Raw genomic sequence first — 15137 nt, 5'->3', positions numbered from 1 at the left:
TCAGGCGCATGCCGACGAAGTGGGTGCGATCAACGTTCTACGGGCCGGGCTGGTCCGTCGCGACGCCAACTCGGTATAGCGAGAAGCCCCCTCATTCATGAGGGGGAGGAGTCACAACCTCCCCACATGACGTCAGTTGACTCGCAACCCAGCGAACCCCGCAGTTCGGAGCAGCGCAAACGCGAGGCGCTTGAACGGCTCGCACGGGACAACGACGTATGGGTCGCCACTGCCGACGCCACCGGCGAGCCCTGCCTCGTTCCGCTGGCCTTCTGGTGGGACGGCGAGGTGGTGTGGCTGTCCACCCGCGACACCAACCCAACTGGGCGCAACCTGTGCGTCTCAGGCCGGGTCCGGCTCTGTTTCGGCCATACCCGGGACGTGGTCCTGGTGCACGGCACCGCGCGCAGGCTGACCCGCGAGGATCTTCCGGCCGAGGTGGGTGACGCCTTCGCCGCCAAGGATGGTTGGGACCCTCGCGAGGACCACCCCTCATACGTCTTCTTCCAGGTCACCCCGCAGGTGCTGCAGGCGTGGGGGACGGTTCCCGAGATGGCCGGGCGGACCCTGATGCGCGACGGGAAGTGGCTGGTCTAACGCGTGTCTCGAACGGGGCACATTCTGTGGAGAGTGTCACTACGCGGTTGGTACGTCGATTCGGTCCACAGGTTGCCGAATGGTGCGCTGACACGCCGGATCTCATCGCGCGGCTGACGTCCCAGTGGGGACTTTCGCTCGGTGAGTCCCTCCCGGACGGTGTTGTGTCGGTCGCGTTGCGGTGCCGTTGGCCCGACGGCACGCCTGCAGCGCTGAAAATCAGTCCGGAGCGACGTGGTGTCCAAGGTCGAGACGAACGTCATCCTCCGAGAGGGCGAGCAGGCACCCACGGCCGAGAGGTTGCTTACCTCCATCGGAATGCGTGAGCTGGTCCGCGTCGAGAAGACCCGCACCAGCTACCGCCACCCGGACACCCCCGGCGTCACAGTCAGCATCGACACCGTCGGCGGAGTCGGTACCTTCGTCGAAACGGAGGTCAACCGGGCCACGGCCGCCGGTGCTGCCGAACTCGTCGAGGACATCGAGAAGCGCCTCGGTATCGTCGGTCACCCCACGGTTGCGCTCCCCTATCGCGACCTGGTCCTCGGGCAGCGCGCCTAGAAGACTCATGAAGATCTTGGGGTTCTGGCCCCGCCGCGTGAGCGGCGGGGCCAGACTCTTTGTTGTGGTGATGGGGGAATGGGCCGAGGAGACGGTCGGGCCGGATGTGTGGGAGCCTGCCGGGAGTTGATCCCGGCGGGAGGTGTGTTCGCGTTCCTGGCTGAGCATCGTGGTGCGCTGTTTCCGGCGGAGATGTTCGCGGACATGTACCCCTCGGTGAACGGGCGGCCGAGTTTGCCGCCGCAGATGCTGGCCGCAGCGATCACGCTGCAGGCCCTCCATGGGCTGTCGGACTTCGAGACGGTGCAGGAACTGCGGTGTGACCTGCGGAGGACGGCCGCCTGCGGGCTCGGTCTCAACGACATGGCCTTCGACCCGTCTTTGCTGGCCTACTTCCGCCGCCGCCTTTCCCGTTCTGCCCGGCCCAACCGGGTGTTCGAAGCAGTACGGGAGGTCGTGAAGGTCACCGGTGTCCTCAAGAGCAAGCACCGGCGAGCGCTGGATTCCACCGTTCTGGACGACGCAGTCGTTACCCAGGACGCCGTTACCCAGCTCATCGCCGCCGCCCGCGCGGTCATCCGGGAAGTCCCGGGAGCGGGCCGGGTGGCAGCGGTGCAGTGCACCGCGCATGACTACACCGACCCCGGCAAACCAAGGATCGCCTGGAACGACGAGCAGGCCCGCGCCGCCCTCGTCGACGCCCTGGCAGGCGACGCACTCAGGCTGCTCGGGCATCTGCCCGAGCAGAAATTGGGTGAGAAAGCAGCGAACGCGGACGGCATCCTGTCCCTGGTTGCCGGACAGGACGTCGAACCTGCCGAGGACTCCGACGGCCGCATCAAGATCGTCCAGCTCGACAACGGGCGGAATCCGGGGACTGCGAGCAGGTACGCGGTGCTGGCGATGCCGACCCTGTTCGTGTTCCACTCCGGCGAACCCGTGAAGTCGATGGTGGGCGCCCGGCCCAAGCGCAAGCTGCGCCAGGAGCTGGAGGACGTGTTCGCGACGGTGTGAGGCGGGACCGGGGCGTACGTCCGGACAGCGACCGGCAGCGCGCAGCCGTGGAGCCGCGCAAGGGCGGCCTCCAGGGCCCGCGCCTACTCGAATCGCTTCAGGCGCTCGATGAGACCGCCGATCTCGGTGAGTTCGGGTGTGCCCGGCCCGCGACAGCGCCTGGTCGCGTCCCGGAGCGTGTGCAGGGTCGCGTGTGGCCCGCCAGATGAACTGACGGGCCACACGCGAAAGATCGAGGTCAGGGACAGGCTAGTTGTGGATTGTGGCGCACGCCTTGCCCTCTGGATAGTTGCTCCACCAAGCGCATGCCTTCGTGTTGTTCGGGAAGCTCAGGCCAACCGTGTCGGTGAAACTGAAGTCTCGGCCGTCGCAGATGTTTCCACTGGTGGTGGCGTAGTTCCTACCGATTTCAATATGCGCCCGGCCGCAATTGGGGTTGGCGTGATTCCTGGTCAAGGTGGTCTTTATTTTGTCCACATGAAGCTTGGTGCCAGTGACGTAAATGCACTTCATGCCGTTGCTTCCAGGATTTCCAGTGCAGCCACTCCCAGACATCGGCGTAATTTCTGTCGCCGAAGCCTGGGTGGCCGGAACGATAACGCAACCGATCACGAGCGCGGTGGCAGCAGCAATGCGAGTAAACAAAGTCCCTCCCCTTTTGAGTGAAGGGACATGATCACTCCGTCGATCAAGAAGATTCAAATGAAATACAGCGCATCCAGACGTTTTGGCTCGATCGCATCAATTGGGCTTGAAGTGATCGCCGAATGCGTCACAATAAACGACCCATGGACCCCTTGGTCGAATATTTTCCTACTTAAGGTGCATAGGTGGGCGAGATGGGGCATAGTCGTACTGGGGTGAGTTTGCGCGGTTAAAGGGAATCTTGCTCAGTGGGGCGAAGTTACAGATCTCCATCGTTGTGACAGCAAAGCGAGATGGCGGCTTACCGCTACTGAATTTGAATGCGTGATGTCGGCGTGTTCACGGGCAAACGCCTATGGTCGGGCGGGTGCCCGCGAGGCAGTCGTCGACCAGGTGTGGGCGGTACTGGATCTTCTTGAGGCTGCGCTTGACGGCGGCCGCAACACGGCAGCAACCTCCCAGTTCTTCTCCCCGCCCTCGAAACGGCCGACCGCCTCCAGCCGGATCCGCTCCCGCGCGGGCCCTCCCGGTGTCGGTCAACCCGCCATCCTGCGCGTGTCTCACGGCCCATGACTACCGACCCGACCCGCACACCGTCAGGCGAACAACCCGGCTTCACTCAATCAAGTTCAGTAGCTCTAGCAGAGACCTCCGACCGCAGGAGGCGTGCCATCGAGATACCAGCGTGACTCCTTCTCGGTCGCCGCCCAAGGGGTGCACGCCGCAGCACCATTACGGCTGCCCCCCTTCACCACGACGTAGCTGACATCTCCGCGCTTCTCAAGAGTGGAATCGAGTGCGTCGGCGCCCTTGAGGCGACCCAAAAAGCTCTTCGCGTAACCGTCCGCCACACTGTCTTCGTCGAACAAGCTCTGAAGGCGGTCGGCATCGTTCTGCTGTACGGCAGTCCGTACGTCATTGCGCAGGGCTTCCAGTGACGCCGCTCCCCCGGGGGGCTCGTTCGCGATGGCGACGCACAGCCAAACAATCCAGCCGAGGAAAATAGCCAGGCCGCACCCTTGAAGTGTGCGCTTCTTCCACGTCTGCATCCCGTACGCAGGCACAGGATTCCTCCCCGAAAAGTATCAGTTGCGGTATGCAACCTTGCCGTCCAGCTTCAAGCTCTCACCCTAGCCTCGGGCTTTCACGTCGGTGGAGTCCGAGGTGCGATCAGAAGCGCAAAGAGTGCTCCTGAACTGCAACGATGGGGCAGCCCCTAGCTTCTCAGGCCGGGCTGTGGCCGTTCGTCGGCGCGTGGGAGTGCGCAGGGGCGTTTGGGCATGCCTCGGAGTTCGGCGACGAGGCCGCGGACGTCGTGTTCGGCGTTGGTTCCGGTGACTTGCTGGCCTGTGGTGCCCGGGTCGGACGGTGCAGTCAGCGGCGGAGAGCGCCAGGCGCGGTTCCAGTCGGCCCAGTTGGGCCAGGGCGAGGTACGCGGGCGAGGGGTGCCCCGGGGGCGGTTCGGGGGCCGCTGCTGTGGTACTACGGGTACGGGAGCGTGTGGCGCTGCGGGCTCGGCCGGTGTCACGGGGGCCAGGGGCGGCGGTTCTGCCCCGGCTTGGGAGCGGGTGCCGGCGTGGGGCCCCGGGGCGGCGCCGTGAGCAGCCGCGACGGCACCCCGCAGACTTCGGCCTCATCCGCATATTCGGATGGGGCCTCCCGTCTGCTCGGGTGAGCGTCTCCTGGACGCAAAAAACCCTGGTCCGAATTGACGGACAGGGTATTTATTTGCCTATATTGAATAGTTCCGTGTGCGCGGAAGACTCGGCATGCGGAAAAAAATCAATAAGTTTATTCTATTACGTCAGGTGCTGAATTGTCTACCGAGGAAATGCGGCAGGAACAGCAATTCGTCTCCCTCGCCCACGAGCGGCTCGACCAGCTCCGGGTGGCGGCCGAAGCCGCCATGCGCGCCACGGTCGCGCAGCTCAGCACCGGCCGACAGGCGCGGGTGGAGCGCGATGTCGGCGTCGCCGAGCACTCCGCCACGCTCGCCGCGCTGAATGCCACCGACACGGGACTCTGTTTCGGACGGATCGACAGGCGCGACGGAGTCACGTACCACATCGGGCGTACCGGAATCCGGCGGGACGACGCCGGGCGGACCCCGTTGCTGATCGACTGGCGGGCTCCCGTCGCGCGGCCGTTCTATCTCGCGACCGGGTATGAACCGATGGGGCTGCGCCGCAGGAGGCACATCACCACGCAGGGGCGCACGGTCACCGGGCTGCACGACGAGATCATGGATCTCGCCGACACCACCCGTACCGGATACGAGTCGCACGACGCCGACGAGGTGCTGCTCGCCGCGCTGAACAGCGCCCGCACGGGCCGGATGGGCGACATCGTCTCGACCATCCAGGCCGAGCAGGACCACATCATCCGCGCCCCGCAGCGAGGGGTGCTCGTCGTCGAGGGAGGGCCGGGCACCGGGAAGACCGCGGTCGCGCTGCACCGGGCCGCGTATCTGCTGTACGCGCACCGGGAGCAGCTCGCCCAGCGGGCCGTGCTGATCGTCGGGCCCAACCCGGCCTTCCTCGGCTACATCGGCGAAGTGCTGCCCTCGCTCGGTGAGACTGGCGTGCTGCTGTCGACGGTCGGCGAGCTGTTCCCCGGCGTGCATGCCACCGGCACCGACAGTCCCGCGGCCGCTGCCGTCAAGGGCCGGGCGGACATGGCCGGCGTACTGGCCGAGGCCGTACGGGATCGGCAGCAGGTGCCCGAGAAGGGCGAGCCGATCGTCATCGCGCACGACGACGGGGAGCTGACCCTCGACTGGGGCATGGCAGTCGAAGCGCGCCACAAGGCCCGCGAGACCGGGCTTCCGCACAATCTCGCCCTGCCCGCCTTCGCTTTCCGGGTCATCGACGATCTCACCACGCAGCTCGCCGACCGCATCGGCGCCGACCCCTACGGCGGCCCGAATTTCCTCGGCCCCGACGACATCGCCCAGCTCGGCAAGGCCATCGCCGCCAGCGCGGAGGTGCACGCGGCCATCACCTCCCTGTGGCCCCCGCTCACCCCGCAGGAGTTCCTCGCCGGCTATCTGGAGGAGCCCACACATCTGGCCGAGGACGACACCGAGCTGCTCCGGCGCGCGAAGAACGCCGACTGGACACCTGCCGACGTGCCCCTCCTCGACGAGGCCGCCGAGCTCCTCGGTGCGGACGACTCCGCCGCCCGGGCCGCCGCCGAGGCCGAGCGGGCCCGCCGGACCGCCTACGCGCAGGGCGTCCTCGATGTCTCGTACGCCTCCCGTACTTACGAGTTCGAGGACAAGGAGGACATCGACGAGGATGCCTCCGAGGTCCTCGCGGCGCACGACATCATCGACGCCGAACGGTTCGCCGAGCGTCAGGAGGAGGTTGACCACCGCAGCGCCGCCGAGCGTGCCGCCGCCGACCGGACCTGGGCGTTCGGGCACATCATCGTCGACGAGGCGCAGGAGCTGTCGGCCATGGCCTGGCGGCTGCTGATGCGGCGCAGCCCGACCCGTTCGATGACCCTGGTCGGCGACCCGGCCCAGACCGGCGACCTGGCAGGCTGCGACTCCTGGCAGGAGATCCTCGCGCCGTATGTCCAAGGCCGCTGGCAGTTGGCCCGGCTCGGGGTCAACTACCGTACGCCCGCCGAGATCATGGAGTATGCGGCCGAGCGGCGCCGGGCCACCGATCCCGCCTTCGAGCCCCCGCGCTCCATCCGCTCCACCGGTGCACGGCCCTGGGAGCGCACCCTGCCGCTCGCCGACGTGGCCGAGCTCGCCGAGGCCGAGACCCCGGCGGAGGGCAGGCTCGCCGTCATCGCCCCGCGCGAGCTCCACGCGGAACTCACCGGACTCGACGACGGGCCGCCGGATCTGCGCCGGCCGGTCGTCCTGCTCGACCCGCGCCAGGCCAAGGGCCTGGAGTTCGACACGGTTCTCGTCGTCGCGCCCGCGCTGATGACCGCCAACGATCTCTATGTGGCGCTGACCCGGGCCACCCAGCGGCTCGGGATCATCACACCGGCTTCAGCCACACCGTCGCCAGCGGCGGCAGAGTGAGCTGGACGCTCGTGCGGTGACCGTGGGCGGCGACGGACTCCGGTTTGAGCGGATCCGGGGTGAGGACGTCACCGCCGCCGTACCGTGCCGCGTCCGTGTTGAGCACCTCCGCCCAGGCGGACACGGACGGCGGCACGCCCAGCCGGTACTCGTGGCGGACCACCGGCGAGAAGTTCGACACCGCGAGCAGCGGCGCACCGTCCGCGTCGAAACGCAGGAAGGCGAAGACATTGTCCTCGGCCGCCCCGCCGTCCACCCAGGCGAAGCCCTCCGGAACGGTGTCGCGCTGCCAGAGCGCCGGAGTGGCGGCGTACACCGCGTTCAGATCGCCCACCAGGGCGCGTACGCCCCGGTGGTCGCTCCCCGCCTCGTACGAGGGGTCGAGCAGCCACCAGTCCGGGCCGTGACCCTCCGACCACTCGGCCCCCTGGGCGAACTCCTGCCCCATGAAGAGGAGTTGCTTGCCCGGGTGGGCCCACATGAAGCCGAGGTACGCCCGGTGGTTGGCGCGCCGCTGCCACCAGTCGCCGGGCATCTTGCTGACGAGTGCCTGCTTTCCGTGCACCACCTCGTCGTGCGAGATCGGCAGGACGTAGTTCTCGCTGTACGCGTACACCATCGAGAAGGTCATCTCGTTGTGGTGGTACTTGCGGTGCACCGGCTCCTTCGACATGTACTGAAGGGAGTCGTGCATCCAGCCCATGTTCCACTTCAGCCCGAAGCCGAGCCCGCCGAAGCCGTCGGGGCCTACATGGTGGGTGGCGCGGGTGACGCCGTTCCAGGCGGTGGACTCCTCGGCGATGGTGACGACGCCCGGGTTGCGCCGGTAGACGGTGGCGTTCATCTCCTGGAGGAAGGAGACGGCGTCCAGATTCTCCCGGCCGCCGCGCTCGTTCGGGGACCAGTCACCGTCCTCGCGCGAGTAGTCGAGGTAGAGCATCGAGGCGACGGCGTCCACCCGCAGGCCGTCGACGTGGAACTCCTCGCACCAGTAAGTGGCGTTGGATACCAGGAAGTTGCGCACCTCCTTGCGTCCGAAGTCGAACTCCAGCGTGCCCCAGTCCGGATGCGCCGCCCGCGACGGGTCCGAGTGCTCGTACAGCGGACGGCCGTCGAAATCCGCGAGTGCCCAGTCGTCGCGCGGGAAGTGCGCGGGCACCCAGTCGATGATGACGCCGATGCCGGCCCGGTGCAGCGCGTCGACGAGGAAGCGGAAGTCGTCCGGTGTGCCCAGACGCGATGTCGGTGCGTAGAAGCCGGTGACCTGGTATCCCCACGAGCCGCCGAAGGGGTGCTCGGAGACCGGCATCATCTCCACATGCGTGAACCCCAGGTCCTTTACGTACGCCGGGAGCTGGGATGCCAGTTGACGATACGTCAGGCCGGGGCGCCAGGAGGGCAGATGCACCTCGTACGCGGAGAACGGCGCCTCGTGCACCGGCACGTCCCCCCGGTGCGCCATCCACTCCTGGTCCCGCCACTCGTGATGCGGGGCCGTCACGACCGAGGCGGTGGCGGGCGGTACCTCGGTGCGGCGGGCCATCGGGTCGGCGCGCGTGGTGTGCGAGCCGTCCGGGCGGCAGATGTCGAACTTGTAGAGCGTGCCCTCCCCGATCGCGGGCAGGAACAGCTCCCACACCCCGCTGGAGCCGAGTGAACGCATCGGGAAGCCGGTGCCGTCCCAGAAGTTGAAGTCACCGACGACCCGCACACCGCGGGCATCGGGCGCCCAGACGGTGAACCGGGTGCCCGCGACGCCCTGGTGTTCCATGGGCTGCGCGCCGAGGGCGGTCCACAGCTCCTCGTGCCGTCCCTCGCCGATCAGGTGCAGATCGAGGGCGCCGAGCGCGGGCAGGAAGCGGTACGGGTCGTGCACCTCGATCTCGTTGTCGTCGTAGGCGACCAGGAGTTGGTACTCGGGAAGCGTGGGCATCGGCAGCAGCCCGGAGAAGAGGCCGTCGCCGTCGTCGTGCAACTGTGCCCGCAGCCCCTTGGCGAGCACGGTGACGGACCGCGCGTACGGGCGCAGCACCCGGAAGGTGACACCGCCACGGACCGGGTGGGCGCCGAGCAGGTCGTGCGGGGCATGGTGCTCGCCGGAGAGGAGCCGGGCCCGGTCGCCGTCGTCGAGGGGCGGGGCCGTGCGTACCCCTTGGCTTCCGGCGCCCCGCCGGGGCCGCTGCGACGCGTCGGCCCTTGAGCCGGCGGCCGTTCGCCCGGCCGCCGGTTCCTTCCGCCCGGCCGGGGCGGTCGCTTCCGGGGAGGGCCGGGCGGCCGCCTCCGCCGGAGCGGCGGGGGATGCCGTCCCGGCCGGTGGCGGCGGCGGGACCCGGGGAACCTCGGTCTCGGTACGGGCGGGCGTGGGGCAGGACGGCTTGCGGGCGGTCACAGGGACAGCCTCCTCGGAGGGTGTTGACGGAGCGGAACGGTGCGGTGTGGGGCGGGGAAGGAACGGTGCGGGGCGGGGAAGGAACGGGGCGAAGCGGGTGGAACGTGGCCGGGCGGAAAGAGGGCGGGCGGGGAGCGGGCGGCGGTGGCGGGGCCGGGAGCGGGGAGGAGCGGTGTCCGGTCCGTCAGTCGGCGACGGTGGCGAGGCGGTGGATCGCCGCCATCGGGACCGGAAGCCAGTCGGGCCGGTGCCGTGCCTCGTACAGCACCTCGTAGACCGCCTTGTCGGTCTCGTGGGCGCGCAGCAGTTCCGGTTCGCTGCGCGGGTCGACCCCCGCGGCCTCGGCGTATCCCTGGCAGTAGGCGGTCCGGCAGCGCGCCGCCCACTCGGCGTTCCACGGGCGGTGCGAGCGGGCCGCGTAGTCGAAGGAGCGGAGCATGCCCGCGATGTCGCGCACCGGGGACTGCGGCCGGCGGCGCTCGGGCAGCGGCCTGGCCGGTTCGCCCTCGAAGTCGATCAGCGACCAGAAGCCGTCGGCCGCGCGCAGGGTCTGGCCGAGGTGGAGATCGCCGTGCACCCGCTGGGCCGCCCAGCCGCGGCCCCGGTGCCCCAGCGCGGCCACCGCGTCGAAGGCGGTGCGCAGCCCGGGGACGTACGGCACGAGCGCCGGCACCGCGTGCGCGGCGGCTTCCAGCCGCTGCACCATCGCCGCGGCGAGATGTTCGGTCTGGGCGCGGTGCTGGGCGGGCGTCGGCAGGGCGGCGGCGAGCGCGGTGTGGACCTCGGCGGTGGCCCTGCCGAGGGCACGCGCCTCGCCGGTGAAGTCGAGGCCCTTGGCGAGGGCGCGCAGGGCGAGCTGCCAGCCGTCCTCCGCGCCGCGCAGGAACGGCTGCAGGACACCGAGGGTGAGCGGCTCGGGGACGGTGGCCTCGAACCAGGCGACGGGGGAGGGCACCCGTCCGCAGCCCTCGCGCGCGAGCGCGAGCGGCAGTTCCAGATCGGGGTTGGTGCCCGGGAAGATGCGGCGGAAGATCTTGAGGATGTAGGCGTCGCCGTAGACGAGTGAGGTGTTGGACTGCTCGGTGTCGAGCAGTCGCGGCGCCGGCCCCGCGGCGATCGGGGTGCCGCCCCGGTCGAAGCGAAGCGCGCCGAGGGTGCCGGGGGAGCGTAACCGCTCCAGCAGGAGTTCGGCCAGGCGCGGGTCGCGCAGTCCCTCGTAGACGCTGCGGCCGGCGAGCGGCCCGTCCACCACATGACCGATGAGCGCGGGGGCCAGCCGTGGCGGCAGCGCGGACCGTACGCCGAGCAGCAGTTGGTAGCAGTCGTCCGGCGACTGGCCGGGCATGGCGGGCTGATGGGCTCGCACCAGCAGATGGAGCAGTCCGGTCCGGGTGCTGACGGTATCCGTGCCCACCGGCAGTATTTCGGTCGCCGACAGCAGCGAGAAGGCCGCGATCGGCTGGCCCTTGCCAGCGAACCACCGCTGCCGGGGCAGCCATTCGTGCAGCAGGGGGGCGAGGGACGGGAGGAGAGCTGTGCTGTCGGTCACGGCGACCCGAGTGGATGCAGCCTCCGACATGGCATCGCGTCCTTTCCCCCGGCACACCACAGGATGCGAAGAGTGTCCCGTATTGCGGCAATAGCTGTCCGGCTGTGCGGGACGTGTCGGGTCAGGATGGTCCGTACGGACTCGACTCGAAGGGGCCGGAACGCCGGAGGGACCCGGAAGGGTCCGGAAGCGTGCGACGCGGGCGCGATCGCTCCGTGCGGGGCGGCGGAAACCGCCCCGCGGTTGGCGGTGCGCGGTGACGCCCGGTCAGCTCGGCAGCACTTCCTTGCGCAGCCGGAACCAGTAGAACCCGTGCCCCGCGAGAGTCAGCAGGTAGGGCCACTGGCCGATGGCGGGGAAGCGCACCCCGCCGATCAGCTCCACCGGATGACGCCCCTCGAACGACCGCAGATCGACCTCCGTGGGCTGCGCGAACCGCGAGAAGTTGTGCACGCACAGTACGAGATCGTCCCCGTGCTCACGGGTGAAGGCGAGCACGGCGGGGTTCGACGACGGCAGCTCGTTGAAGGAGCCGAGACCGAAGGCGGGGTTCTGCTTGCGGATCTCGATCATCCGCCGTGTCCAGTGCAGCAGCGACGACGGGGAAGCCATCGACGCCTCGACATTGGTGACTTGGTAGCCGTAGACCGGATCCATGATCGTGGGCAGGTAGAGCCGGCCGGGGTCGCTGGAGGAGAAACCGGCGTTCCGGTCGGGCGTCCACTGCATCGGCGTGCGTACCGCGTCCCGGTCGCCCAGCCAGATGTTGTCGCCCATCCCGATCTCGTCCCCGTAGTAGAGGATCGGGGAGCCGGGCAGGGAGAGCAGCAGTGCCGTGAACAGTTCGATCTGGTTGCGGTCGTTGTCCAGCAGGGGCGCCAGCCGTCGCCGGATGCCGATGTTGGCCCGCATCCGGGGGTCCTTGGCGTACTCCGCGTACATGTAGTCGCGCTCTTCGTCCGTGACCATTTCGAGGGTGAGCTCGTCGTGGTTGCGCAGGAAGATGCCCCACTGGCAGTTCTCCGGGATCGCCGGTGTCTTCGCCAGGATTTCGGAGACCGGGTGCCGGCTCTCGCGTCGGACGGCCATGAAGATCCGCGGCATCACGGGGAAGTGGAATGCCATGTGGCACTCGTCGCCGCCGGCCTGGAACTCGCCGAAGTAGTCGACGACGTCCTCCGGCCACTGGTTGGCCTCGGCGAGCAGCACGGTGTCCGGGTAGTGTGCGTCGATCTCCTTGCGGACCCGCTTGAGGAAGTCGTGGGTCTCCGGGAGGTTCTCGCAGTTGGTGCCCTCGCGCTGGTAGAGGTACGGCACGGCGTCCACGCGGAATCCGTCGATGCCGAGGTCCAGCCAGAAGCGCAGCGCGGAGATGATCTCCTCCTGCACCGCCGGGTTCTCGTAGTTGAGATCGGGCTGGTGGGAGAAGAACCGGTGCCAGTAGTACTGCTTGCGCACCGGGTCGAAGGTCCAGTTGGACGTCTCCGTGTCGACGAAGATGATCCGGGCGTCCGGGAACTGCTTGTCGTCGTCGGCCCAGACGTAGTAGTCGCCGTACGGCCCCTGCGGGTCGGTGCGGGACTGCTGGAACCACTCGTGCTGATCGCTCGTGTGGTTCATGACGAAGTCGATGATCACGCGCATCCCGCGCTGGTGCGCGGCGTCGACGAACTCCACGAAGTCGGCCAGGTCGCCGAACTCCGGGAGCACGGCGGTGTAGTCCGAGACGTCGTAACCACCGTCCCGGAGCGGTGACTTGAAGAACGGCGGCAGCCAGAGGCAGTCGACGCCGAGCCACTGCAGATAGTCCAGCTTGGCGGTGATGCCCCTGAGGTCGCCGATGCCGTCGCCGTTGGAGTCCTGGAAGGACCGGACGAGGACCTCGTAGAAGACGGCACGCTTGAACCAGTCGGGATCGCGGTCCTTGGCCGGGGTGTCCTCGAACGTGTCGTGGACGGGCTCATTGACGATCATGGTGTGGGTGACCCTCCGGTCGGCGGGGACGGTCGCAGGACGACGATGTGTGCGGGCGTGACGCCCGGCTCCAGACGCACATAGAAGGTCCTGCCCCAGTGATAGGTATCGCCGGTGAGCTCGTCGCGCACCGGCACGCTCTCGTGCCGGTGGAGGCCGAGTCGCGGCATGTCCAACGAGACCGTGGCCTCCTGGGTGTGGTGCGGGTCGAGGTTGACGACCATCAGGACGACGTTCGGCCCCGCATGTTTGCTGTACGCGATCAACGCGTCGTTGTCGACGGAATGGAAGTGGACATCGCGCAGTTGCTGAAGCGCCGGGTGACGTCGCCTGATGCGGTTGAGCCGGGTGATGAGGGGGGCCAGGGAGCGCCCCTCGCGCTCCGCCGACTCCCAGTCCCGGGGCCGGATCTGATACTTCTCCGAGTCGAGGTACTCCTCGCTCCCGGGCCCGGCCGGGATGTTCTCGCACAGTTCGTACCCGGCGTACACACCCCAGGACGGAGAGAGCGTGGCGGCCAGAACGGCCCGCGTCTCGAAGGCCGGACGGCCGCCGTCCTGAAGGTATCCCGGCAGGATGTCCGGGGTGTTCACGAAGAAGTTGGGCCGCATGCAGGAGGCGGTCTCGCCCGACAGCTCGGTGACGTACTCGGTGATTTCCTGCTTGCTGTTGCGCCAGGTGAAATACGTGTACGACTGCTGGAACCCGATGGTGGCGAGCGTGCGCATCATCGCGGGCCGGGTGAATGCCTCGGCCAGGAAGATCACATCCGGATCGGTCCGATTGATATCGGCGATCACCTTCTCCCAGAAGATCACCGGTTTGGTGTGCGGATTGTCGACGCGGAAGATCCGTACCCCGTGATCCATCCAGAAGCGGAGAATGCGAACGGTTTCCGCGACCAGCCCGTGCAGATCCTTGTCGAAGGCGATCGGGTAGATGTCCTGGTATTTCTTCGGTGGATTCTCCGCATAAGCGATCGTGCCGTCCGCGCGGTGATGGAACCATTCGGGATGTTTCTCGACCCAGGGATGGTCGGGTGAACACTGGAGCGCGAAATCCAGCGCGATCTCCATGCGCAGGGTGCGGGCGGTCGCGACGAAATGATCGAAGTCGTCGAGCGTGCCGAGCTCAGGGTGCACGGCATCGTGACCGCCCTCGGCCGAGCCGATCGCCCAGGGCACGCCCACGTCGTGAGGGGCGGGGGAGAGCGAGTTGTTGGGGCCCTTGCGATGCGTGGTTCCGATGGGGTGGACGGGCGGGAGGTAGACCACGTCGAACCCCATGGCGGCGACCGCGGGGAGCCGCTCGGCAGCCGTACGGAAGGTGCCGCTGATGATCCTCTCCGGTCGGGCCGCAGGCTTCGCCGTCCTCCGGGCCCTGCCCTTCTCCGGCGGACCGGCCGGCACCCCAGGGACGGCGGAGACAGCGGGTGCGGCGGGTACCACGCGGGCGCCCTCCGAGCGGGGGAACAGCTCGTACCAGGATCCGAACAGCGCCCGCCGGCGCTCGACCAGCAGGGGGAACGGAGGGGACGTGGTGACCAGTTCGCGCAACGGGTGACGGGTGAGGGCGGCCCGCGCCTCGGGGACGAGCGCCGCGGCGAGCCGGGCGGCGGCCGGACGGGACTCGTCGCGCAAGGCGTCGGCCGCGTCCAGCACCGCCTCGCGCCCGTCCCGCTTGGGCACCCCCGCGGCCGCCCGCTCGTACAGCTCGGCGCCCTCCGCCAGGACGAGCGCGGTGTCGATACCGGCCGGGATCTTGACCCCGGCGTGCTGCTGCCAGGTGGTGACGGGGTCGCCCCAGGCCTCGACGGTATACGTCCAGCGGCCCTCGGCTGCCGGGGTGACGTCGGCGCCCCAGCGATCGGTGCCGGGAGCGAGCTCGCGCATCGCCGTCCAGGGGCCGGGGCGCCCGTTCGGGTCCAGCAGGACCACATTGGCGGCGACGGCGTCATGGCCCTCCCGGAAGACGGTCGCGGTGATCTGGAAGGTCTCACCGGCAACGGCCTTGGCGGGCCTTCTGCCGCAGTCGACGAGGGGGCGGACGTCGAGGACGGGAATGCGACCGATCATGGAATCACCTGGGGACTGGGGCTCGGACCGAACGGGACGCGACGTGGTCGCGGCAGGCGGAATGCGCGCACCGCGACCCAGGGGGTCCGTCCTTTCTAGCTGCTTTGCCGACGGCTGGCGGGGTGTGGGCATGGCCGCTCCTGTCCGCATTCACCCGAGTGGTCCTTCATGGGGCGTGAGGGAATTCGGATACGGATGAGGAGAGGCGGCGCGGACGGGTCGCGGGCCGCCTCGGAACGGAACCGGGAGAAACCGCAGCGGAGCCCGGGGCGACGGCGGGGCGGGCGCCCC

General features: G+C 68.6%; 9 protein-coding genes and 2 pseudogenes. 5 read left to right on the top strand and 6 right to left on the bottom strand.

Annotated features, from left to right (window positions below; translation table 11 throughout):
• Positions 1 to 126: 126 nt before the first annotated feature.
• The 4 genes and pseudogenes from ACF08M_RS35910 to ACF08M_RS35895 all read left to right on the top strand — a co-directional run.
• Positions 127 to 597 carry a pyridoxamine 5'-phosphate oxidase family protein gene (locus tag ACF08M_RS35910; RefSeq protein ID WP_392189478.1) on the top strand — a complete coding sequence of 157 codons (471 nt, stop codon included), beginning with the start codon at positions 127 to 129 and terminating at the stop codon, positions 595 to 597.
• Between the two features lie 237 nt (positions 598 to 834).
• A complete protein-coding gene (locus ACF08M_RS35905) occupies positions 835 to 1158 on the top strand; it encodes a CYTH domain-containing protein (RefSeq protein WP_392189477.1) in 324 nt (107 codons plus the stop codon).
• 78 nt (positions 1159 to 1236) lie between these two features.
• Positions 1237 to 1992: pseudogene (locus ACF08M_RS35900) on the top strand (transposase); the annotation flags it as partial.
• Positions 1975 to 2172 (top strand): annotated as a pseudogene (locus ACF08M_RS35895) (thioredoxin family protein); the annotation flags it as partial. The pseudogenes ACF08M_RS35900 and ACF08M_RS35895, both read left to right, overlap by 18 nt.
• 249 nt (positions 2173 to 2421) lie before the next feature.
• Here ACF08M_RS35895 and ACF08M_RS35890 read toward each other — a convergent pair.
• Together ACF08M_RS35890 and ACF08M_RS35885 are read right to left on the bottom strand one after the other, a co-directional pair.
• Positions 2422 to 2817 (bottom strand): hypothetical protein, encoded by a 396-nt coding sequence (locus ACF08M_RS35890; RefSeq protein WP_392189476.1) that lies wholly within the window; start codon positions 2815 to 2817, stop codon positions 2422 to 2424.
• A gap of 638 nt (positions 2818 to 3455) precedes the next feature.
• Positions 3456 to 3881: a hypothetical protein gene (locus ACF08M_RS35885; protein WP_392189475.1), complete on the bottom strand. Its 426-nt coding sequence runs from the start codon at positions 3879 to 3881 to the stop codon at positions 3456 to 3458.
• Positions 3882 to 4648: 767 nt separating this feature from the next.
• Here ACF08M_RS35885 and ACF08M_RS35880 point away from each other — a divergent pair.
• Positions 4649 to 6859, top strand: a complete 2211-nt coding sequence (locus tag ACF08M_RS35880) for a HelD family protein (protein ID WP_392189483.1) — start codon at positions 4649 to 4651, stop codon at positions 6857 to 6859.
• On the opposite strand, the gene glgB is transcribed toward ACF08M_RS35880, so the two are convergent.
• The 4 genes from glgB to ACF08M_RS35860 form a co-directional block, all read right to left on the bottom strand.
• On the bottom strand, positions 6816 to 9248 hold the full coding sequence (gene glgB, locus ACF08M_RS35875) for a 1,4-alpha-glucan branching enzyme (protein WP_392189474.1): 2433 nt from the start codon (positions 9246 to 9248) through the stop codon (positions 6816 to 6818). The genes ACF08M_RS35880 and glgB overlap by 44 nt on opposite strands.
• Positions 9249 to 9432: 184 nt before the next feature.
• Positions 9433 to 10827: a maltokinase gene (locus ACF08M_RS35870; protein ID WP_392189473.1), complete on the bottom strand. Its 1395-nt coding sequence runs from the start codon at positions 10825 to 10827 to the stop codon at positions 9433 to 9435.
• Positions 10828 to 11064: 237 nt separating this feature from the next.
• Positions 11065 to 12771, bottom strand: coding sequence for a maltose alpha-D-glucosyltransferase (treS, locus tag ACF08M_RS35865; protein ID WP_392189472.1), 1707 nt, complete (start codon positions 12769 to 12771; stop codon positions 11065 to 11067).
• Entirely contained in the window at positions 12768 to 14846 is a 2079-nt protein-coding gene (locus tag ACF08M_RS35860) for an alpha-1,4-glucan--maltose-1-phosphate maltosyltransferase (protein WP_392189471.1), read from the bottom strand. The genes treS and ACF08M_RS35860 overlap by 4 nt, the downstream gene beginning before the upstream one ends.
• Positions 14847 to 15137 lie beyond the last annotated feature (291 nt).

The sequence above is a fragment of the Streptomyces sp. NPDC015032 genome (genome assembly GCF_043080425.1).
Lineage (GTDB): Bacteria > Actinomycetota > Actinomycetes > Streptomycetales > Streptomycetaceae > Streptomyces.
Note: the sequence above shows the minus strand (reverse complement) of the source record. Positions and strands in the feature narration are given on the sequence as shown.

Bases quoted from the DNA above. Each gene is read 5' to 3' on its own strand.
- treS (WP_392189472.1), bottom strand. From the start codon at position 12,771: ATGATCGTCAATGAGCCCGTCCACGACACGTTCGAGGACACCCCGGCC.
- ACF08M_RS35880 (WP_392189483.1), top strand. From the start codon at position 4,649: ATGCGGCAGGAACAGCAATTCGTCTCCCTCGCCCACGAGCGGCTCGAC.
- ACF08M_RS35870 (WP_392189473.1), bottom strand. From the start codon at position 10,827: ATGTCGGAGGCTGCATCCACTCGGGTCGCCGTGACCGACAGCACAGCT.
- ACF08M_RS35860 (WP_392189471.1), bottom strand. From the start codon at position 14,846: ATGATCGGTCGCATTCCCGTCCTCGACGTCCGCCCCCTCGTCGACTGC.
- ACF08M_RS35910 (WP_392189478.1), top strand. From the start codon at position 127: ATGACGTCAGTTGACTCGCAACCCAGCGAACCCCGCAGTTCGGAGCAG.